The sequence below is a fragment of the Pseudohaliea sp. genome, from assembly GCF_040217025.1.
In the GTDB taxonomy this organism is placed as follows: Bacteria; Pseudomonadota; Gammaproteobacteria; order Pseudomonadales; family Halieaceae; genus Pseudohaliea.
This window is the reverse complement of sequence record NZ_JAVJOA010000004.1, coordinates 392,687-411,179: the sequence shown is the minus strand read 5'-3', so window position 1 is coordinate 411,179 and position 18,493 is coordinate 392,687. Positions and strand designations below refer to the sequence as shown.

Below are 18,493 nucleotides of genomic sequence, written 5' to 3'. Positions count from 1 at the left end.
CGCTTTTCGCCCCCCGGAAACGGGATTCGCGACTCTGCCTTACCTGACACTGAGGTGTTTCCCATGAAGAAACTGCTGATTGCCGCACTCGTCGCCACGGGTTCCACTGTTGCCATGGCCGAGCCGCCGATGGACAAGTACAACAAGGCCTGTGCCGTGTGCCACGCCGCCGGTGTCGCCGGCGCGCCGAAGACGCACGACGCGGCAGCGTGGGAGCCGCGCCTTGCCAAGGGGATGGATACGCTCGTCGCCTCCGTCAAGAACGGGCTGAACGCCATGCCGCCGAAGGGCATGTGCTTCGATTGCACCGACGAAGAGTACCAGGAACTGATTACCTTCATGAGTTCGCCGGCGGAATAATCCGCCGCGCGCTCCCGCGCCGAGATTAGCTATGAAAAAACTCCTGCTGGCTTGCGGCCTGGCCGCAAGTGCTGTCCAGTACGCTTACGCTGCCAACACCATGCCCGAGGGCGACGTCGCCTCCGGCGAGGCCCAGGCCGCGGTCTGTGCCGCCTGCCACGGGCAGGATGGGAACAGCATGGTGCCGTCCTTCCCGAAGCTCGCGGGGCTGGGTGAGCGCTACCTGTACGAACAGATGGTCGCCATCCGTGACGGCGTTCGCGTCGTGGCACAGATGGCGGGCCAGGTCGACAACAAGAGTGACCAGGAGCTGGCAGACCTCGCCGCCTACTACGACAGCCTGTCGCGCAGCGGCGGCCAGGCCGACCCGGACCTCGTCGACCTGGGTGAGAAGGTGTATCGCGCCGGCGTCGCCGAGCGCAATGTCGCCGCGTGCACGGCCTGCCATGGCCCGCACGGCCAGGGCAACGATCCGGCCGGGTTCCCGGGCCTTGCCGGCCAGCACGCCGAGTACATTGAGTCTCAGCTAAAGGCCTACCAGACCGGCTATGAGAGGCCCGGCGAAGGGCGCTACACCGACGGCGAGTCCAAGGTGATGCGCAGCAACGCCTTCGGCCTGTCCGACCTCGAGATCAAGGCGGTCGCCAGCTACATCGAGGGCCTGCAGTAAGGGGTGGCGGGACGCCGGGGGTGGCGCAAGTCACCCCTCTACGCTTCCTTCCCTCGCGTATTACCTGTTTCTCCGAAGCACGCCCGCACGCGCTCTTTCGCGGCTTCGATTTTGTGAATTTCCCCTGCAGTGCTAGCGTGAACCTGCGGCGCCCGCCGTGGTCTGACTAGCGATGATGCACACGGAGACACCCATGCTGACACTCAAGCACACCCTGGCCGGTTTCCTGGCGTTCGGCCTCGTCCTTGCCGCCGCCCCCGGCGGCAGCGCCCGTGCCGAGGAGTACGTCGAAGGCGAGGACTACGATGTCATCTCGCCGGCGATAGCGGGCCGGCACCCGGACAAGATCGAGGTCACCGAGTTCTTCTCCTACAGCTGCGGTCACTGTTACAACTTCGAGCCGGTGATCAGCAAGTGGAAGGAGTCCCAGCCCGACGACGTCGTGGTGGTGCCCTCGCCGGTGATCTGGAACAAGCCGATGGAACTGCTCGCCAAGGCCTACTATGCGGCCGAGGTGCTCGACGTGACGGAGCTCATGCACCTGGCTTTGTTCCAGGCCATCCACGTCGACCGCCAGCGCCTGACCTCCGCGGCCGATATCGCGGAAGTGTTCGAGGACGGCGGCGTGCCCGAAGAGGAATTTCTGAAGGCGTTCAATTCTTTCGGCGTGAGCAGCCTGGCGCGCCAGGCCGACGCCCGGGCGCGGGCCGCGCGGATCAGCGGCACGCCGGAAGTGATGGTGGCCGGCAAGTACCGCGTCACCACGCGCAAGGCCGGCAGCCAGGCCGGCATGCTCGAGATTGCCGAGTTCCTCATCGAGAAGGAGCGCGCCGCGAAAGCCGCGGCAGCACCGGCCGAGGCGGCAACCGGGGCCTGACGGTAGCTGCCCGGGCGGCGCCCGCCGCCCCGGTTTTCTACATCCCGTTCGGGTAGTTCTCCAGCGATACCTTGCCGCTCGCGCGGATCTGCTGGAACGCCAGCCCGTACTCCCGCAGCATTTCCAGGCAGTAGCCCATGCGCCCCGCGAGGTACTCGTGGTGCTCCGGGTCGTTGTCGGCCGGGTCGGCATTGAAGCATTGCGCTGCCTTGCGCACGATCATGTGCTCCGGCAGGTAGCAGATGCGGCTGTTCTTGTAGCTGCTCATGCGCAGCTCGGCGATCGGGTAGGCGCCGTTCTGCGACGCCGAGACGGAAACCAGCAGCGCCGGCTTGTGCGCCAGCTCGCCGCTGCCCGGCCAGAGCAGGAAAAAGTTCTTGAGCCCCGCCGGCGCCATGCCGTGCCACTCCGGTGAGACGATCACGAAGGCATCGCAGCTGTTCAGGGCATCGCGCAGCGGGCCCATGATCTCCTCCCAGGCCTCCGTACCCTCGAACACCCCCTCGTCCCAGAACGGCAGGGGGTTGCCCGCCAGGGAATAGAGCCAGGTCTCGTCGCACAGGCCGCGGTCACTGAGCGACCGCTCGATCCAGCCGGCGATCTTCGCGCTCTGGGAGTCGACCCGGTGGCTGCCGCTGATGATTCCGATCTTCATGGATACCTCGCCTCAGGAAATGGCGCAGAAGTATGGCATATCACTCGCCCGCTGGCAGGGCTTCCGCGGGCTCGTCGCGCCCCTGGACCCAGAGGGCCAGCACCAGGGCGCCGGCCGTGACCGCGAGCATCCCCAGCACCAGCGGCCGCGGCGTGTCGGCGAGGACCTCGCCCACCACGGCGGTGACGAGCGCGGCGAGGCCCATCTGCACGAAGCCCATGAGCGAAGAGGCCGTCCCGGCGATGTGGGCAAAGGGGCGCAGGGCGATGGCCATGGTGTGCGGCATCACCAGCCCCAGGGAGAGGGCGTAGAAGGTCATGGGCAGGACCAGGGCGAGCACGCTCGCGGGCAGCAGCAGGTGCCCGCCCAGCAGGCCGGCGCTGCTGGCCACGGCCGTGGCGCAGCCGGCCAGCATGACCTGCTCGGAACGGTGATGGCTGGCGAGGCGCGCGGACAGGGCACTGCCGGCCATGTAGCCGATGACCGAGGTGAGGAAGATCAGCCCGAACCAGTGCAGGGGCACGCCGAGCATGTCCATGAAGACGAAGCCGGAGGAGGTGAGGTAGGCCAGCAGCCCGGCGTAGACCAGCGCCCCGCAGATGCTCACGGCGAGGAAGAAGGGGTGCACGATCAGCTCCGCGTAGTTCCGCGCGATGGCCAGCGGGTGCAGGCTCTGCCGCTGCGGCAGCGTTTCCGGCAGGTAGCGCCCCACCAGCAGGAAGACGGCGACCGCATAGCTGGCCAGGAACAGGAAGACGCTGGGCCAGGGAACGAAGCGCAGCATGATGCCGCCGAGCCCCGGGGCCACGGCGGGAGCGAGGGCCATGAGCATGGCGATGAGGGACAGGGCGCGGGCGGCGCGGGTCGGGCCGTAGACATCGCGGGCGATGGTGCGCGCCAGGGTGGGGCCGACGCAGGCGCCGATGCCCTGCACGAAGCGGTAGGCCGCGAGCTCGAGGACGCCGCCGGACTGCGCGCAGCCGAGGGAGGCGCCGATGAAAAGCAGGGTGCCCCCGAGCAGGACGGGGCGGCGGCCGAAGCGGTCCGCCAGGGGTCCGCAGGCGAGATGGAAGAAAGCGAAGCCCCAGAGGTAGGCGCTAGCGGTCAGGTGCATGTGCGCGATATCGGTGTCGAAGGCGCGCATCATGCCGGGCATCGCCGGCAGGTACATGTCGACGGAGAGCGGACCGAGGGCGGCCAGGGCGGCGAGCAGGGCGAGGAGCCGCCGCGAGTCGTGGTCATGGGTTGCGGGCATGGCGCGCTAGGGTACACGAAAAGCCGTGAGCGCGGCCTTTTTCCGTGCCGTGCGGCGAGGGCGGGTCGCCGTCCGCCGCTGACTAGGCCCCGTCGACGTAGTCCAGCGGCAGTACGGTGCGCTGGACCACGCGCCGCAGCTCGAAGCTGGAGTGCACGCCGGTGACCCCGGGAATCCGGGTCAGGCGGCCGAGCAGGAACTGCTCGTAGTGCTGCATGTCCGGGAGCACGGCTTTCAGCAGGTAATCGGCTGCCTGCCCGGTCACCACGGAACACTCGAGCACCTCCGGGTAGCTGGTTACCTCGGCCTCGAAGGCGGCGAAGCGGTCCGGGGTGTGCCGGTCCATGGAAATACCGATGTAGGCGGTGAGCTTCAGGCCGAGCGCATCCTGGTCCAGCAGGGTGACCGTCTCCCGGATCAGGCCGCTTTCCTCCAGGCGCTTCAGCCGGCGGGCGCAGGGGGTGGGCGACAGGCCCACGGTCTCGGCGAGCTCCAGGTTGCTGATGCGGCCGTTGCGCTGGACGAGGTCGAGGATGCGGCGGTCGGTGCGGTCGAGGCGGGGCATGGTCACTCCGGATTTTTGCCAGAATGGTTTCTGTTGCTATAATTTAAACTAAAATTAGCGAGTAATCTTCATACTCGCCCTGTTCGGGGGCGAATTTGCAGTAAATCGCTATGCCGGTACCTTTATACTGTGGGTTCGGCCAGCGGTGCTGGCGGCAGGCAGCGCGCACGCGGTTTATCCCCGCGGCGGGCGGACCGGCGCCTCACGAGGGCGCAGGGACCGGGCCTCGCCCGCACCAGGGCCGCCTGATTTTCCTGGCAGGCTTTTCAAACCAAGCCTGTCGACAGACGAGTAACGAACCGAGCCGGGCCCTGCCCGGGGGAGCCGACGACCCATGAGCCGTCTCGACAACGCCGACCATCGCGGTTTTGACCATCGAAAGTACCGCGCCTTCGAGCCCGTCATCCTGCCCGACCGGCAGTGGCCGGACCGGCGCCTGACCGCCGCCCCGCGCTGGTGCAGCGTCGACCTGCGCGACGGCACCCAGGCCCTCATCGAGCCCATGACCACGGCGCAGAAGTCGCAGCTCTGGGACCAGCTCGTGAAGATCGGTTTCAAGGAGATCGAGGTCGGCTTTCCCTCCGCCTCGAAGCACGACTACGACTTCGTGCGCGATCTCATCGACAACGGCCGCATCCCGGAGGACGTCACCATCCAGGTCCTCACCCAGGCCCGGCCGGACCTGATCGAAAAGACCTTTGCCGCCCTGAAGGGTGTGCGCCGGGCCATCGTGCACGTCTACAACTCCACCTCCACGGTGCAGCGCGAGAAGGTCTTCGGCCTCGACCGCGAGGGCATCACCGGCATCGCCGTGCGCGGCGCGGAACTGGTGCGCGACGAGGCGGCGAAGTACCCGGAGACCGACTGGGTTTTCGAGTACTCCCCGGAGAGCTTCACCGGCACGGAGATCGAGTACGCGGTCGAGGTCTGCGATGCGGTCATGGACGTCTGGCAGCCGACCCCCGAGCGGCCGGCGATCGTCAACCTGCCGGCGACGGTGGAGATGAGCACGCCGAACATCTACGCGGACCAGATAGAGTGGTTCTGCCGCCACGTGAAGCGCCGCGACAGCCTGATCGTCTCCCTGCACACCCACAACGACCGCGGCTGTGCCGTGGCCGCGGCGGAGCTCGGCGTCCTCGCCGGCGCCGACCGGGTCGAGGGCACGCTCATGGGCAACGGCGAGCGCACCGGCAACATGGACATCGTCACCATGGCCATGAACCTGTACAGCCAGGGCGTTGACCCGCAGCTGCAGCTCGGCCACATGGACGAAATCATCGAGACCGTGAAAGCCTGCACGCAGCTGCCGGTGCACCCGCGCCACCCCTACGCGGGGGAACTGGTGTTCACGGCCTTCTCCGGCAGCCACCAGGACGCGATCAAGAAGTGCCTGTCCCGGCGCGACGACGCCGAGCCCTGGGAGGTGGCCTACCTGCCCATCGACCCGGCGGACATCGGCCGCTCCTACCAGGAGGTCATCCGCATCAACAGCCAGTCCGGCAAGGGCGGCGTGGCCTACGTGCTCGAGCGGGACCACGGCTACGAGCTGCCGCGCTGGCTGCAGATCGACTTCAGCGCGACCGTGCAGGCCTATGCCGAGGAGCAGGAAGCCGAGGTGCAGTCGGCCGCGATCCACGACCTCTTCCAGCGCACCTACCTCGCCCCGGACGGCCGCTGGACGCTCGGTGACTACCAGCTGAGCCGCGCCGACCACGTGGACCAGCTGACCATCGTGCTCAACGAGGGCAGGCAGGCCCACCAGATCACGGGCAGCGGCAACGGCGTGGTCGCAGCCTTCGTCGACGCGATGGAGCGCTTCACCGGCAAGCCGATCGTGCTGGTCGAGTACAACGAGCACGCCCTGTCGCAGAGCGCGGACGCCGAGGCGGTCTGTTACATCCAGCTCAACATCGACGGCGAACGGGTCTGCGGCGTGGGCCGCAGCCACGACATCGTGCAGGCGTCGATGAACGGTATCCTCGGCGCGCTCAACCGCGCCGCCACGACGGCGGCCGAAGCGGCCGCCTGAGCTAGTAGGGGTGGCGGCGAAAGTACTCCGTCGCCGCCGCCCGCACCCGCGGCGCCAGGCGCAGGGACACGATCATCGTCGGGATGGCCATGAGGCCGTAGCACCCGGAGATGATGTTGAACACCACGTCGATGCTCACTGCCGCGCCGAAGACCACCGCGATCACGTAGAACCAGCGGAAGTGGTGCTGGATGTGGGCACCGAACAGAAAGCCGAAGCACTTCGCGCCGTAGTACCAGCAGGTGAACATCGTGGTGGTGCTGAGGATCAGCGTGACCACGCCCAGGAGCACCGCGCCGGGGATGCCCAGCTCGTTGCGGAAGGCGCCGGCGGTGAGCGTGATGCCGGAGAGCCCCTCCGATCCCTGCCAGTCCCCCGCCAGCAGCACGACCAGCGCGGTGCAGGTGCAGACGATCAGCGTGTCCGCCACCGGCCCGAGCATGGCGACCAGGCCCTCGCGCACCGGCTCGTTGGTCTTCGCCGCGCCGTGGGCCATGACCTCGGTGCCGACCCCCGCCTCGTTGGAGAATGCGCCGCGGCTGATGCCGATGAGAATCACGCCCAGCAGGCCGCCGCCGACCGCGCTGGGCTGGAAGGCCTCGCGGACGATGCTGGCGAGGAGCCGCGGCACCTCCTCGGCGTGCAGGACGAGCACGAACAGCGTCATGGCGAGATACAGCACGACCATGGTCGGCAGCAAGGCCACCGCCACCGCGGCCACCCGGCGCAGGCCGCCGAAGATGACCGCCGCCACCAGCGCGGCGATGGTGCAGCCCACGATGAGGTTGAAGTAGCCGGGGGCCGCTTCTGCCGGCAGAAAGTTCTGCCGGATGAGCGCCGTGAGCTGGTTGGCCTGGAAGATCGGCAGCGTGCCGATGAGGCCGGCGATGGAAAAGAGGATCGCCAGCGGGTAATAGCGCCGGGGGAGGGCTTCGCGGATGATGTACATGGGCCCGCCCTGCAGCCGCCCGAGGTCGTCGCGGCCGCGGTACATGACGCCCAGGCTGCAGGTGAAGAACTTGGTGGCGATGCCCACGGTCGCTGAGACCCACATCCAGAACACCGCGCCCGGGCCGCCGGCCGAGATGGCCAGGGCCACGCCGGAAATGTTGCCGAGGCCCATGGTGCCGGAGAGTGCCGCCGCCAGCGCCTGCCCGTGGCTGAGTTCGCCCTGCTCGTCGGGCTGGTCGTAGCGGCCGAGCATGATGCCCACCGCGTGGCCCAGGTGCCGGTAGGGAAGCCCCCGGGAGTAGAGGGCGAAGAACAGCCCGCCGCCCAGGAGCAGCATGACCAGCGGTGTACTCCAGACGGCGTTGACGAAGGTGAGGGAGAGGGCTTCGAGGGTCTCCATGACGCTCCCGGGCAAAAGGACGCAGCTTAGCACGGGGTTTCCGGCGGACGCGGGTCGTTCCCGGCAGGCCCGGGGGCGTTGTTACCGACCGCCATTCACGCAACAATGGCCGGCCAGCCGCGACACGCACGACCGATGACCGCCGACCAGCAACCCGACCCCGTTACCCTTGCCGACATCGAGGCCGCGCACGCCCGCATTGCCGATGCCGTGCACGACACGCCGGTACTCACCAGCCGGCTGCTCGATGCGCACACCCGCTCGAAGCTGTTCTTCAAGGGCGAGCACCTGCAGCGCGCCGGCGCCTTCAAGGCCCGCGGTGCCAGCAACGCGGTGCTCGGCCTGCCCGGGGACGTGGCGGCCCGCGGGGTGGCGACCCACTCTTCGGGTAACCACGGTGCAGCCCTGGCCATGGCGGCGGCGCGGCGGGACATTCCGGCCTGGATCGTCATGCCGGAGAACGCCCCCGCGGTGAAGCGCGCGGCGGTGGCCGGCTACGGCGCCACCATCGTCGATTGCGCGCCGACGCTCGCCGCGCGCGAAGAGACCCTGGCAGAAGTCATCGACGCCCACGGCGCGCACGTGGTGCACCCTTACGACGACGCGCGCGTGATCGCCGGCCAGGGCACGGTGGCCCTGGAACTGCTCCGCGCCGTGCCGGAGCTCGACGTGATCGCCGCCCCGGTGGGCGGCGGCGGCCTGCTCGCGGGCATTGCCGTGGCCGCGAAGGCGCTCAAGCCCTCCATCGAGGTGATTGGCGTGGAGCCCGCCGGTGCCGACGACGCGTTCCGCTCCTTCGGCCTCGGCGAGCTGCAGCCGCAGACCAACCCGCAGACCATCGCCGACGGCCTGCGCACCAGCCTCGGCGTGCGCAACTTCGCGCTCATCCAGCGCTTCGTGGATACGATCGTGACCGTGTCGGAGGAGGCCATCGTCGAGGCAATGCGCCTGCAGTGGACTCGCATGAAGGCCGTCGTCGAACCCTCTGGGGCCGTACCGTTCGCCGGCGCGCTCGAGCACGGGGAACGCTTCGCCGGGCGCCGCTGCGGCATCGTGATCTCCGGCGGCAATGTCGACCTCGACCGGCTGCCCTGGTGAACGAGGTGGACAGCGCTCTGGACAGCGGACTTTTCCACCTCGCGCTCCCCGTCGATGACCTCGACGCGGCGGCCGGCTTCTACGGTGACGTCCTCGGTTGCCGCCGCGGGCGCGCCTCCCCGCGCTGGATCGACTACGACTTCGGCGGCCACCAGCTCGTGGTGCACCTCGTCGATCGCGAGGCCATGCCCGCGGTCGCCAGCAACCCGGTGGACGGGGAGTCCGTACCGGCGGCGCACTTCGGCCTGGTGCTTGCCTGGGACGCCTGGGATGCGCTCCTGGCGCGCTTCGAGGCGCACGGCGTGCCCTTCGCCATCGCGCCGCAGACCCGCTTCGCCGGGCGCCGCGGCGAGCAGCGCACCTGTTTCGTCTGCGACCCCGCGGGCAACTACCTGGAATTCAAGTGCTTCCGCAACCCCGACATGCTCTTCGCGACGGACGGCCTCGACTACCCCTGAGGCTCTGCCGCGTCCTGGCGCTGCTGCTGGCGGCCGCGCTGCTGTCCGCCTGCAGCGCCCGCGTCTTCTTCTACAATCGCCTCGACTTTCTCATCCCCTGGTACATCGAGGGCTACGTGCCCCTCGACCGGGACCAGGAGGACCGCCTCGAGGCACTGCTGGACCCGGTACTGGCCTGGCACCGGCGCGAGGAACTGCCGCGCTATGCCGCCCTGGTCGACGAGGTCCGGCGGCTGACGGCCGCGGATCCGGCGCTCCCGGATGTCACGGAGCTCGCGGCCGACATCGAGGTCGCCTGGTACCGGCTGCGCGACCGCGCCCTTGAGGCGCTGCTCGGCCTGGCCGAGACCCTGACGGAGGCCCAGGTCGAGGCTTTCATCGCGGAGCTTCGCGAACGGCAGGCCGAGTACGAGGCCGAGTACCTGCCGCGCACGGACGAGGAGTACCGGGAAGACGCGCTCGAGCGCCTCGAGGACAGCCTCGGCGACTACCTCGGCCGCCTGGACGACGGCCAGGAGCAGCGCCTCGCGGTGGCCGTGGCCGAGCTCGAGCGCATCGACGGCGAATGGCTGGCGGTACGCGCCGCCTGGATCGAGCGCCTCGAGGAGATCCTGGCGAAGGAGCCCGGCTGGCAGGAGCGGTTGCGCGCCTCGGTGCGCGACTGGGCAGAGTGGGTGCCGGAAAGCTACATCGCGGGCACCAACCACAACAGTGCCGTCGTGCTGAGCGCGGTCACGGACGTTCTCGCGCAGCGCAGCGAGCGGCAGCAGGCGCGCCTCGAGCGCGAGCTCGCGGCGCTCGAGCGCGACCTCGGCAAGCTGATGGTGCCTGCCGTCCCGTCGGACACTAGAGCTCCTTGAAGAAGACCTTGGAGTTGCGCTGCAGGTTATAGAGCTCCCGCCGGGCCGACGGCAGCTCGTCCCGGCTGCCCTCGACGAAGCCCTGCTCGATGAACCAGTGCGCCGTCTGCGTGGTGAGCACGAAGACCCGGCTGAGGCCCTGCGCCCGGGCCTCGGCCTCCAGCTCCTCGAGCAGGCGCTGGCCGCGGTGGGCGCCGCGATAGTCCGGGTGCGAGACGATGCAGGCGAGCTCGCCGCAGTGCTCCGCCGGGAAGGGGTAGAGGGCGGCGCAGGCGATGATGCGCCCGTCGCGCTCGAGCAGCCGGAAGCGGTCGATCTCCGCCTCCAGCAGCTCCCGGGAACGTTTCAACAGGATGCCTTCCGCCTCCAGCGGCTCGATGAGCTCGATGATGCCCCCGACATCGTCGATCTTTGCCTGCCGCGACTGCTCGTAGGGGCGCCGGGTGACCAGGGTGCCGCAGCCGTCGTGGGTGAACAGCTCCTCGAGGAGCGCGGCGTCGGCTTCGTAGCTGATCACGTGGCAGCGCGGCACGCCCTGGCGGCAGGCGCGGCCGGCGGTGTCGAGAAGCCGGGCCTGCTCCGGCGCCGCTGGCGCTAGCGCGGCGATCTCGTCCACGGCGCACTGGCGGATGAGCCGTCCCTCGCGGTCGCGCACGCCGTCCGTGCTGCCAAAAAGTATGAGCTTCTGTGCGCCGATAGCCACCGCGGCCTGCACCGCCACGTCCTCGAGGGCCAGGTTGAACACCTCGCCCGTGGGCGAGTAGCCGAGCGGCGAGAGCAGCACGATGGAGCCGGCGTCGAGCTGGGCCAGGATGCCGTCCCGGTCAATGCCCCGGACCCGCCCCGTCAGCTGGTGGTCGATACCGTCGAGGACCCCGATGGGGCGCCCGGTGACGAAGTTGCCGCTGACGATGCGCAGGTTGGCGCCCTGCATCGGCGAGTTGGGCAGCCCCATGGATAGTAGGGCCTCGATCTCCACGCGCTGCGCGCCGGCGGCGTCTCGTACGTGGGCCATGGCCGCGGCGTCGGTGATGCGCAGGCCGCGGTGGAAGGCGCAGTGCTGCCCGGCGCCGGCGAGGCGCGCGTCGATCTGCGGCCGGCTGCCGTGCACCAGCACCAGGTGCACGCCGAGGCTGGCGAGGAGGGCGATGTCGTGGATGAGCGGCGCGAGCGCACCGCTATCGGCGATCTCGCCGCCGAGCATCAGTACGAAGCGCCGCCCCCGGTGGGCGTTGATGTAGGGGGCCGTGTTCCGGAACCAGGCGAAGTCGCCCTTCCTGTCCCCGCCTGCGCTGTGTTTACCGCCGCCGCTCACTGCCTGTCGTCCTGCCACCGTCCGTGCCGTGAGCGTACCCAAAAAGTGCCGCGAGCGCTCGCCAACCGGGGCCTTCGAGGGGCAGGGTGGTGGCGAGTGCCCGGGCAGGTGTGAGGAAGTCGGGTCAGGGAAAGCTGTCAGCCGAAGATGCTGCGCAGGGTAAAGAAGTAGATGATTGCCAGCACCGCGCCGGCCGGCAGCGTGATGATCCAGGACAGGAAAATGGAGCCGATCACGCGCAGGTCGATGGCGGCGATGCCGCGGGCGAGACCGACACCGAGCACCGCGCCGACCAGCGTATGCGTGGTCGACACCGGCAGCCCCGTGGCGGAGGCGATGACCACGGTGGACGCGGCGGCGAGCTCGGCCGCGAAGCCGCGGGACGGGGTCAGCTCCGTGATGCGCCGGCCGACGGTCATGATCACCTTCCAGCCGTAGGTGGCGAGGCCGACGACGATGCCGATGGCGCCGACCAGCAGGATCCAGCCGGCCATCGGGGCCTGGCTGCCGATCATGCCGCCGCTCTTGATGGTGGTGGCCACGGCGGCGAGCGGGCCCACGGCGTTGGCCACGTCGTTGGAGCCGTGCGCGAAGGCCATGGAGCAGGCGGTGAAGATCATCAGTACGGCGAACACGCGTTCGACGCTGGCGAAGCGGTCGTCGGAGTTCTCGACGTAGCGGATGCGCCGCAGCAGCAGGGCGCCGAGGCCGGCCACTACCAGGCCGATGGCGGCGGAGAGCGGCAGCGCGTTGGCAAACTTCGAGCCCAGGCCGAAGTCCAGATCCAGGCCCAGGTGCTTCAGGCCCTTGAGCAGCGTGACCATGGAGATCATGAAGCCCACGGCCCACATGTAGACCGGGATGTAGCGCTTGGCGCGGTCGAAGGGATTGTCGGTGTCGAGGATGAGTGCCTTGACGCTCATGAACAGGCCGAAGGCGATGCTACCGGCGAGCACCGGCGAGACGACCCAGCTGGTGACGATGGTGCCGACCTTGCCCCAGGAGACCGCGTCCACGGAAATGCCGACCGCGGCGAAGCCGACGATGGCGCCGACGATGGAGTGGGTGGTGGAGACCGGCCAGCCGCGCACGCTCGCCACCAGCAGCCAGGTGCCCGCCGCGAACAGCGCCGACATCATGCCGTAGACGAGGAGTTCCGGCGTGTCGGCCAGCAGCGTCGGGTCGATGATGCCCTTGCGGATCGTCGCCGTGACCTCGCCGCCGGCAAGGTAGGCACCGAAGAATTCGAACACGATGGCGACGAGGATCGCCTGGCGGATCGTGAGGGCGCGCGAACCGACGGAGGTGCCCATCGCGTTGGCGACGTCGTTGGCGCCGATGCCCCAGGCCATGAAGAAGCCCGCGATGCACGCGAGAATAAGAAGTTCTGTCCCGTACTGGGCAATGATGTCCACGATCAGGTCCCGGGGTCGGTGTGCTAGTGGGCGAGGAGCAGCCGCAGCCGTTCGCCGATTTCGCCGTAGACGGCGGCGAGGGCGTCCAGCGCATCGACCAGCTGGTAATTGAAGGCGCTGTCGAGGGGATCGCTTTCCCCTTCACTGCGCAGGAGCATCTCGCGCAGCTTGTCGGCCTGCTTGTCGCTCTGCTGCACGCGGCGGCGAAGGCTGTCGAGCTGTCGCTCCACGCGGCGGGCTTCGGCGCCGGCAAAGCCGGTCTCGAGCAGCTCGTCCGTGCTCTCGATCACCTCGAGGACGAGCTTCGCCAGGCCCTCGCTGCGCTTCAGGAGGCTGTCCATGGACTTGCGCGCCGTCCCGGGTACCGCGAGGGGGCGGAAGAGCAGGCTGCGGGCGGTGCGCCGGGCGCCGTCCACGAGCTGCTGCTGGGCGCTGAGCAGGTGCAGCAGGTCGGGTCGCGGCATGGCCAGGAAGAGGCCCCGGGGCAGGTGCCGACGCAGCTCCGTGGCCACGGTCCCGGCCTCGCGGGCGGCGGCCTCGAGCTCCAGCGAGAGAGCTTCCATGCGCGACTGCTTGCCGTCGAGGGCGGCCTCGACCAGGTGGCAGAGCAGTTCCGCCGAGCGGCCGGCGAGCTGCATGTGGTGCTGCAGGGGCTTGATCGGCGAGGTGCCGAAAAGTTTGCCGAGCGGGCTGCCGACGGCCATGGCCTTGCTCCGTTCAAGTGCGCGCCGAGTATAGGCAAGTCGGCCGCGCTTGTCTTGCGCGGTTCCGTGACAGTGAAGCGGGGCAATCCCGGCCGGGATTGGCACTGTGATAGCATCCCGCCGTGGGCCGCGATGCGCGCAAGAGACCGCTTATGAGCCGCCAGGAAGCACACCCCCAGGGCGACCCGCGCCTGCGCCTCGAGCAGGTCGTGGCCGACCTGCATCGCGACGGCAGGCTCGCCGCCGCCGACAGCCGGCGCCTGGCCGGCGTCAACGTCGGCTCCGTCCATCCCCTGGTCTTCCTCGCCGAACAGAAGCTGCCGGACGCGGCCCGCCCCGGATCGACCCTGGACATGCCCGCGCTGCTGGCCTGGCTTGGCGAGCGCACCGGGCAGCAGGTCTACGAGATCGATCCGCTCAAGATCAACGTCGGCGAAGTCGCCGAGGTCATGTCCCGGGCCTTCGCCGAGCGGCACCGGATTCTCGCCGTGGAAGTGCACCCGGACGAGGTCGTGGTGGCGAGCGCCGAGCCCTGGCGCCGGGACTGGCAGGACAATCTCGAGCACGTCGCCCGGCGTCCGGTGCGCTGCGTGCTGGCGGACCCGCGCGCGATCCACCGCTACACGGAAGAGTTCTACACCATGGCGCGCTCCGTGCGCGGCGCCGGTGCCGGCGCCGTGGCTGCGGCGCGCCCCGGCGGTAACGTGACCAACCTCGAGCAGATGCTCGAGCTCGGCTCCATGAAGGAGCTGGACGCCAACGACCAGCACGTGGTCAGCATCGTCGACTGGCTGCTGCAGTACGCCTTCGAGCAGCGCGCGAGCGACATCCACGTCGAGCCCCGGCGCGAACTGGGCTACGTGCGCTTCCGCATCGACGGGGTGCTGCACACGGTCTACCAGCTGCCGGCCGCGGTCTGCGCCGCCATGACCAGCCGCATCAAGATCCTCGGGCGCATGGACGTGGCCGAGAAGCGCCGGCCCCAGGACGGCCGCCTGAAGACGCGCACCCCCGGCGGCGGCGAGATCGAGCTGCGCCTGTCCACGCTGCCCACGGCTTTCGGCGAGAAGCTGGTGATGCGCATCTTCGATCCGGAGGTGCTGCAGAAGAGCTTCGAGGAACTGGGCCTCGCTGACGAGGACCTCGCCCGCTGGCACGCGATGACCGACAGCGGCAACGGCATCGTGCTGGTGACCGGGCCCACCGGCTCGGGCAAGACGACCACCCTCTATTCGACGCTGCGCCAGCTCGCCACGGACGAGGTGAATGTGTGCACGATCGAGGACCCGATCGAGATGGTGGAACCGGCCTTCAACCAGATGCAGGTCAACCACACCATCGACCTCGACTTCTCTACCGGCGTGCGCACGCTGCTCCGCCAGGACCCGGACATCATCATGGTCGGCGAGATCCGTGATCTCGAGACCGCCGAGATGGCGGTGCAGGCGGCGCTCACCGGTCACCTGGTGCTGTCGACGCTGCACACCAACGACTCGCCGTCTTCGCTGTCGCGGCTGCTGGAGCTCGGCGTGCCGGCCTATCTCATCCGCGCCACGGTCCGCGGTATCATGTCGCAGCGCCTCGTGCGCATCCTCTGCCCGGCCTGCAAAGCGCCGGCGAAGCCCGATCCGGAGGCGTGGCGTGAGCTCACGGCGCCGCGGGAGCTGCCGCTGCCGGAGACCATCGCCCGCCCCGTCGGCTGCAAGCAGTGCCGCGACACCGGCTACCGCGGACGCCGCGGCATCTACGAGGTGCTGGTCATGTCACCGGGCGTGCAGCACCTGGTGACCGCCCGGCTGGACAGCGGCAAGATCCGCCATGCGGCCATGGATGAGGGCATGCAGTCCCTGCGCATGTCCGGCGCTGCCCGCGTCGCCCGGGGCGAAACCACCATCGAGGAGGTCATGCGCGTGGCCCCGGCGGTCGAGCGCTAGCGGCAGTGGAGTTACCCCTGGCATCCCTGCCGCCCGCGCTGGTGGACCCGGCGCGCCGCGCCTGGCAGGCGCTCTGCGAGGCCGATCGCGACGGCGCGGCGCGGGCGGCGCTGGGCGATGACGACGGTCATGCTGGCCAGCTCGCCCGCGTCCTCGCCGCGAGCCCCTGGGCGGCGGCGCAGCTGGCGCGGCGCCCGGCGCTGCTCGCGGCGCTCGCCGGCAGTGGCGAGCTGTGGCAACGGCTGCCGGATGACGCCTGGGACCGGGCCCTCGGCGAGGCGCTGGCGGACCCGGCGGCGGAACTGCCGGTGGTCCTGCGCCGGTTCCGCCAGCGCGCGATGCTGCGCATCCTCTGGCGCGACTTCAACCGCCTCGCGGATACCGCCGAGACGGTCCGCGACACCTCGCTCCTCGCCGAGGCCTGCATCCGCCACGCGCTGGCCGCCTGTCAGGCGAAGCTGGAGGCCCGCTTCGGTCGCCCGATCGGTCGGCGCTCCGGCAAGCCGCAGGCGCTCATCGTCATCGCCATGGGCAAGCTCGGCGCCCGGGAACTCAACCTGTCCTCCGATATCGATCTCGTGTTCGCCTACCCGGAGGCGGGGCAGACGGACGGCGAACGCAAGGTCATCAGCAACGAGGAGTTCTTCACCCGCCTCGGCCGCGCGTTCATCGCCGCCCTGGACCCGGTCACCGCCGACGGCTTCGTTTTCCGGGTGGACATGCGCCTGCGTCCCTATGGCGAGAGCGGCCCCCTGGCGCACAACTTCTCCGCGCTGGAGGCCTACTACCAGGACCAGGGACGGGACTGGGAGCGCTACGCGCTGATCAAGGCGCGCCCGCTTACCGGCGATCCCGCGCGCTGCGACGAGCTCATGCGCACCCTGCGGCCCTTCGTCTTCCGCCGTTACGTGGACTTCGGCGTGATCGAAAGCCTCCGCGCCATGAAGAGCATGATCGCGACGGAGGTCGCGCGCCGCGGCCTCGAGGACAACGTGAAGCTCGGCCGCGGCGGCATCCGCGAGGTGGAGTTCATCGCCCAGTGCCTGCAGCTCATCCGCGGCGGCCGCGACCGTGCCCTGCAGCAGCGCGAGCTGCTGCCCGTCCTCGAAAGCTGTGCGGCGCTCGGCATCCTGCCGCCCCCGGTGGTCGAGGAGCTGCGCGCGGCCTACCTGTTCCTGCGCGACAGCGAGCACGCTATCCAGGGCTACAACGACCGCCAGACCCAGGAGCTGCCCACGGACCCGGAAGCGCGGGCGGCGCTGGCCCTGGTCATGGGCTGCGACGGCTGGGGGGACTACCGCGGGCGGCTGGAGCGGGAGCGGGCCCGCGTCGCCCATCATTTCGACGAGCTGATCGCACCGCCGGCGGACGCCCCGGCGGCTCCCCTGGACGGCGTCGCCTTCGGCGCCGTGGACGCGATGACCCTGGCCGGCCTCGGTTACCGCGACCCGGACTCGACCCTCGGGCTTCTCGCCGAACTGCAGGACGGCAGCCGCCTGCGCGGGCTGCAGTCCGAGGGGCGCGAGCGCCTCGAGCATTTCATGCCGCTGCTGCTCGAGGCCTGTGCCGAGGTCGAGGCGCCGGACCTGGCGCTCGAGCGTATCCTGCCGCTAGTGCGGGCGGTGCTGCGCCGCAGCGCCTACCTCGTGCTGCTCACGGAAAACCCGCCGGCGCTGGCGGAGCTGGTCGCCCTGTGCGAGGCCAGCCCGTGGATCGCCGGACTGCTGGCGGCGCACCCGGTGCTCCTCGACGAGCTGCTGGATCGCTCCAGCCTGTACCGCGCGCCGGACCGGGAGCGCCTGCGCGAGGAGCTTGTGCAGCAGGTGGACCGGCTGCCCCTCGACGACCTCGAGGGGCAGATGGACGCGCTGCGCTACTTCAAGGCCGCGCACGTGCTTCGCGTGGCTGCGAGCGAGCGCCTCGGCCGCCTGCCGCTCATGAAGGTGAGCGACAAGCTGACCTTCATCGCCGAGGTCGTGCTCGAGCAGGTGCTCAAGGTCGCCTGGTCCTCCCTGGTGGCGCGCTACGGCGAGCCCGCGCGTGCGGGCGAGGGCACCGGCTTTGCCATCTGCGCCTATGGCAAGCTCGGCGGCATCGAGCTCGGTTACGCCTCGGACCTGGACCTCGTATTCATCTGGGACGCGGAACCCCGCGGTGTGACCGGCGGCGAGCGCAGCATCGACAACAGTGTCTTTTACACGCGGCTCGGGCAGAAAATCATCCACATCCTCGAGACGCGCACGGCCCTCGGCGAGCTCTACGAGGTGGACCTGCGGCTGCGCCCGTCCGGGGCCTCGGGCCTCCTGGTCAGCAGCCTGGCCGCCTTCGAGAGCTACCAGCGGGAGAACGCCTGGACCTGGGAGCACCAGGCCCTGGTGCGCGCGCGGCCCGTGGCCGGCGATCCCGGGGTGGCGGATGCCGTGGAGGCGCTGCGCCGGGACATCCTCGCCCGGCCGCGCGACCCGGGGGCCCTCGCCGGGGAGGTGGTGGGCATGCGTGACCGCATGCGCGAACACCTGCTGCCGCGCGATCTCGCGGACGGGTCTTTCCATCTCAAGCAGAGCCCGGGCGGTATCGTCGATATTGAATTTATGGTGCAATACGCGGTGCTCGCCTGGTCGCACGAAGAGCCGGAACTCACCCGCTGGTCCGATAACATCCGTATCCTCGAGACCCTCGGTCGGGAGGGGCGTTTCCCCGAAGCAGTAGCCGCGGACCTGATCGCGGCCTACATCGCCTTCCGCTCCGCCTCGCACCGCCTGGCGCTGCAGCAGGCCGACGGGGTCGTGCCCCTGGAAGGCGATGTCCCGATGCACCGGGACGCGGTGCAGGCCCAGTGGGACGCACTGTTCGCGGGCGTGGAGCCGGCGGGGCTGGACGGGACCCTTTGACAGGAACCACTGACGATAACCTTCGACGAGACGTCGAACAGAACACGGGGCAG

General features: G+C 69.6%; 16 protein-coding genes. 9 read left to right on the top strand and 7 right to left on the bottom strand.

Annotated elements, in window-relative coordinates; translation table 11 throughout:
- Positions 1 to 63 precede the first annotated feature (63 nt).
- The 3 genes from RKE50_RS02840 to RKE50_RS02830 all read left to right on the top strand — a co-directional run bounded on the left by RKE50_RS02840 (position 64) and on the right by RKE50_RS02830 (position 1,907).
- Positions 64 to 360, top strand: a complete 297-nt coding sequence (locus RKE50_RS02840; RefSeq protein WP_350034246.1) for a c-type cytochrome — start codon at positions 64 to 66, stop codon at positions 358 to 360.
- Positions 361 to 391: 31 nt separating this feature from the next.
- The gene (locus RKE50_RS02835; RefSeq protein WP_350034244.1) at positions 392 to 1,030 is read left to right on the top strand and encodes a c-type cytochrome; all 639 of its coding nucleotides are present in this window, start codon (positions 392 to 394) and stop codon (positions 1,028 to 1,030) included.
- 193 nt (positions 1,031 to 1,223) lie between these two features.
- Positions 1,224 to 1,907 (top strand): thiol:disulfide interchange protein DsbA/DsbL, encoded by a 684-nt coding sequence (locus RKE50_RS02830; protein ID WP_350034242.1) that lies wholly within the window; start codon positions 1,224 to 1,226, stop codon positions 1,905 to 1,907.
- Positions 1,908 to 1,944: 37 nt separating this feature from the next.
- Here the strand turns inward: RKE50_RS02830 and RKE50_RS02825 are convergent, their stop codons facing one another.
- The 3 genes from RKE50_RS02825 to RKE50_RS02815 form a co-directional block, all read right to left on the bottom strand.
- A complete protein-coding gene (locus RKE50_RS02825) occupies positions 1,945 to 2,562 on the bottom strand; it encodes an NADPH-dependent FMN reductase (protein ID WP_350034240.1) in 618 nt (205 codons plus the stop codon).
- Between the two features lie 40 nt (positions 2,563 to 2,602).
- Complete coding sequence (locus tag RKE50_RS02820) at positions 2,603 to 3,817, bottom strand: multidrug effflux MFS transporter (protein ID WP_350034238.1); 1,215 nt, start codon at positions 3,815 to 3,817, stop codon at positions 2,603 to 2,605.
- A gap of 82 nt (positions 3,818 to 3,899) precedes the next feature.
- Complete coding sequence (locus RKE50_RS02815; protein ID WP_350034236.1) at positions 3,900 to 4,382, bottom strand: Lrp/AsnC family transcriptional regulator; 483 nt, start codon at positions 4,380 to 4,382, stop codon at positions 3,900 to 3,902.
- 334 nt (positions 4,383 to 4,716) lie between these two features.
- On the opposite strand from RKE50_RS02815, the gene leuA reads away from it, so the two are divergent.
- Complete coding sequence (gene leuA / locus RKE50_RS02810) at positions 4,717 to 6,414, top strand: 2-isopropylmalate synthase (RefSeq protein WP_350034234.1); 1,698 nt, start codon at positions 4,717 to 4,719, stop codon at positions 6,412 to 6,414.
- Position 6,415: 1 nt separating this feature from the next.
- On the opposite strand, the gene RKE50_RS02805 is transcribed toward leuA, so the two are convergent.
- The gene (locus tag RKE50_RS02805) at positions 6,416 to 7,765 is read right to left on the bottom strand and encodes an alanine/glycine:cation symporter family protein (RefSeq protein ID WP_350034232.1); all 1,350 of its coding nucleotides are present in this window, start codon (positions 7,763 to 7,765) and stop codon (positions 6,416 to 6,418) included.
- 135 nt (positions 7,766 to 7,900) lie between these two features.
- On the opposite strand from RKE50_RS02805, the gene RKE50_RS02800 reads away from it, so the two are divergent.
- Genes RKE50_RS02800 through RKE50_RS02790 form a run of 3 tightly spaced genes read left to right on the top strand, consistent with a single transcriptional unit; the run spans position 7,901 to position 10,181 of the window.
- Positions 7,901 to 8,863 (top strand): pyridoxal-phosphate dependent enzyme, encoded by a 963-nt coding sequence (locus RKE50_RS02800; RefSeq protein WP_350034230.1) that lies wholly within the window; start codon positions 7,901 to 7,903, stop codon positions 8,861 to 8,863.
- 5 nt (positions 8,864 to 8,868) lie between these two features.
- Positions 8,869 to 9,321: a VOC family protein gene (locus RKE50_RS02795; protein ID WP_350034228.1), complete on the top strand. Its 453-nt coding sequence runs from the start codon at positions 8,869 to 8,871 to the stop codon at positions 9,319 to 9,321.
- Positions 9,267 to 10,181: a DUF6279 family lipoprotein gene (locus RKE50_RS02790; protein WP_350034226.1), complete on the top strand. Its 915-nt coding sequence runs from the start codon at positions 9,267 to 9,269 to the stop codon at positions 10,179 to 10,181. The genes RKE50_RS02795 and RKE50_RS02790 overlap by 55 nt, the downstream gene beginning before the upstream one ends.
- On the opposite strand, the gene argA is transcribed toward RKE50_RS02790, so the two are convergent.
- From argA to RKE50_RS02775, 3 genes are all read right to left on the bottom strand, one after another.
- Positions 10,168 to 11,496 (bottom strand): amino-acid N-acetyltransferase, encoded by a 1,329-nt coding sequence (argA, locus tag RKE50_RS02785; protein ID WP_350034224.1) that lies wholly within the window; start codon positions 11,494 to 11,496, stop codon positions 10,168 to 10,170. The two genes, RKE50_RS02790 and argA, sit on opposite strands and share 14 nt — an antisense overlap.
- A gap of 137 nt (positions 11,497 to 11,633) precedes the next feature.
- Complete coding sequence (locus RKE50_RS02780) at positions 11,634 to 12,911, bottom strand: inorganic phosphate transporter (RefSeq protein ID WP_350034222.1); 1,278 nt, start codon at positions 12,909 to 12,911, stop codon at positions 11,634 to 11,636.
- Between the two features lie 23 nt (positions 12,912 to 12,934).
- Positions 12,935 to 13,615: a DUF47 family protein gene (locus RKE50_RS02775; RefSeq protein ID WP_350034220.1), complete on the bottom strand. Its 681-nt coding sequence runs from the start codon at positions 13,613 to 13,615 to the stop codon at positions 12,935 to 12,937.
- 152 nt (positions 13,616 to 13,767) lie between these two features.
- Between RKE50_RS02775 and tfpB the strand changes: the two genes are divergently transcribed.
- Positions 13,768 to 15,549, top strand: a complete 1,782-nt coding sequence (gene tfpB / locus RKE50_RS02770; protein ID WP_350034218.1) for a type IV pilus assembly ATPase TfpB — start codon at positions 13,768 to 13,770, stop codon at positions 15,547 to 15,549.
- 5 nt (positions 15,550 to 15,554) lie between these two features.
- Positions 15,555 to 18,440 carry a bifunctional [glutamate--ammonia ligase]-adenylyl-L-tyrosine phosphorylase/[glutamate--ammonia-ligase] adenylyltransferase gene (gene glnE, locus RKE50_RS02765; RefSeq protein ID WP_350034216.1) on the top strand — a complete coding sequence of 962 codons (2,886 nt, stop codon included), beginning with the start codon at positions 15,555 to 15,557 and terminating at the stop codon, positions 18,438 to 18,440.
- The last annotated feature ends 53 nt before the right edge of the window (positions 18,441 to 18,493 follow it).

Coding starts and splice junctions, on each gene's coding strand:
- RKE50_RS02840 (WP_350034246.1), top strand. CDS start 64: ATGAAGAAACTGCTGATTGCCGCACTCGTCGCCACGGGTTCCACTGTT.
- RKE50_RS02835 (WP_350034244.1), top strand. CDS start 392: ATGAAAAAACTCCTGCTGGCTTGCGGCCTGGCCGCAAGTGCTGTCCAG.
- RKE50_RS02830 (WP_350034242.1), top strand. CDS start 1,224: ATGCTGACACTCAAGCACACCCTGGCCGGTTTCCTGGCGTTCGGCCTC.
- RKE50_RS02825 (WP_350034240.1), bottom strand. CDS start 2,562: ATGAAGATCGGAATCATCAGCGGCAGCCACCGGGTCGACTCCCAGAGC.
- RKE50_RS02820 (WP_350034238.1), bottom strand. CDS start 3,817: ATGCCCGCAACCCATGACCACGACTCGCGGCGGCTCCTCGCCCTGCTC.
- RKE50_RS02815 (WP_350034236.1), bottom strand. CDS start 4,382: ATGCCCCGCCTCGACCGCACCGACCGCCGCATCCTCGACCTCGTCCAG.
- leuA (WP_350034234.1), top strand. CDS start 4,717: ATGAGCCGTCTCGACAACGCCGACCATCGCGGTTTTGACCATCGAAAG.
- RKE50_RS02805 (WP_350034232.1), bottom strand. CDS start 7,765: ATGGAGACCCTCGAAGCCCTCTCCCTCACCTTCGTCAACGCCGTCTGG.
- RKE50_RS02800 (WP_350034230.1), top strand. CDS start 7,901: ATGACCGCCGACCAGCAACCCGACCCCGTTACCCTTGCCGACATCGAG.
- RKE50_RS02775 (WP_350034220.1), bottom strand. CDS start 13,615: ATGGCCGTCGGCAGCCCGCTCGGCAAACTTTTCGGCACCTCGCCGATC.
- tfpB (WP_350034218.1), top strand. CDS start 13,768: ATGAGCCGCCAGGAAGCACACCCCCAGGGCGACCCGCGCCTGCGCCTC.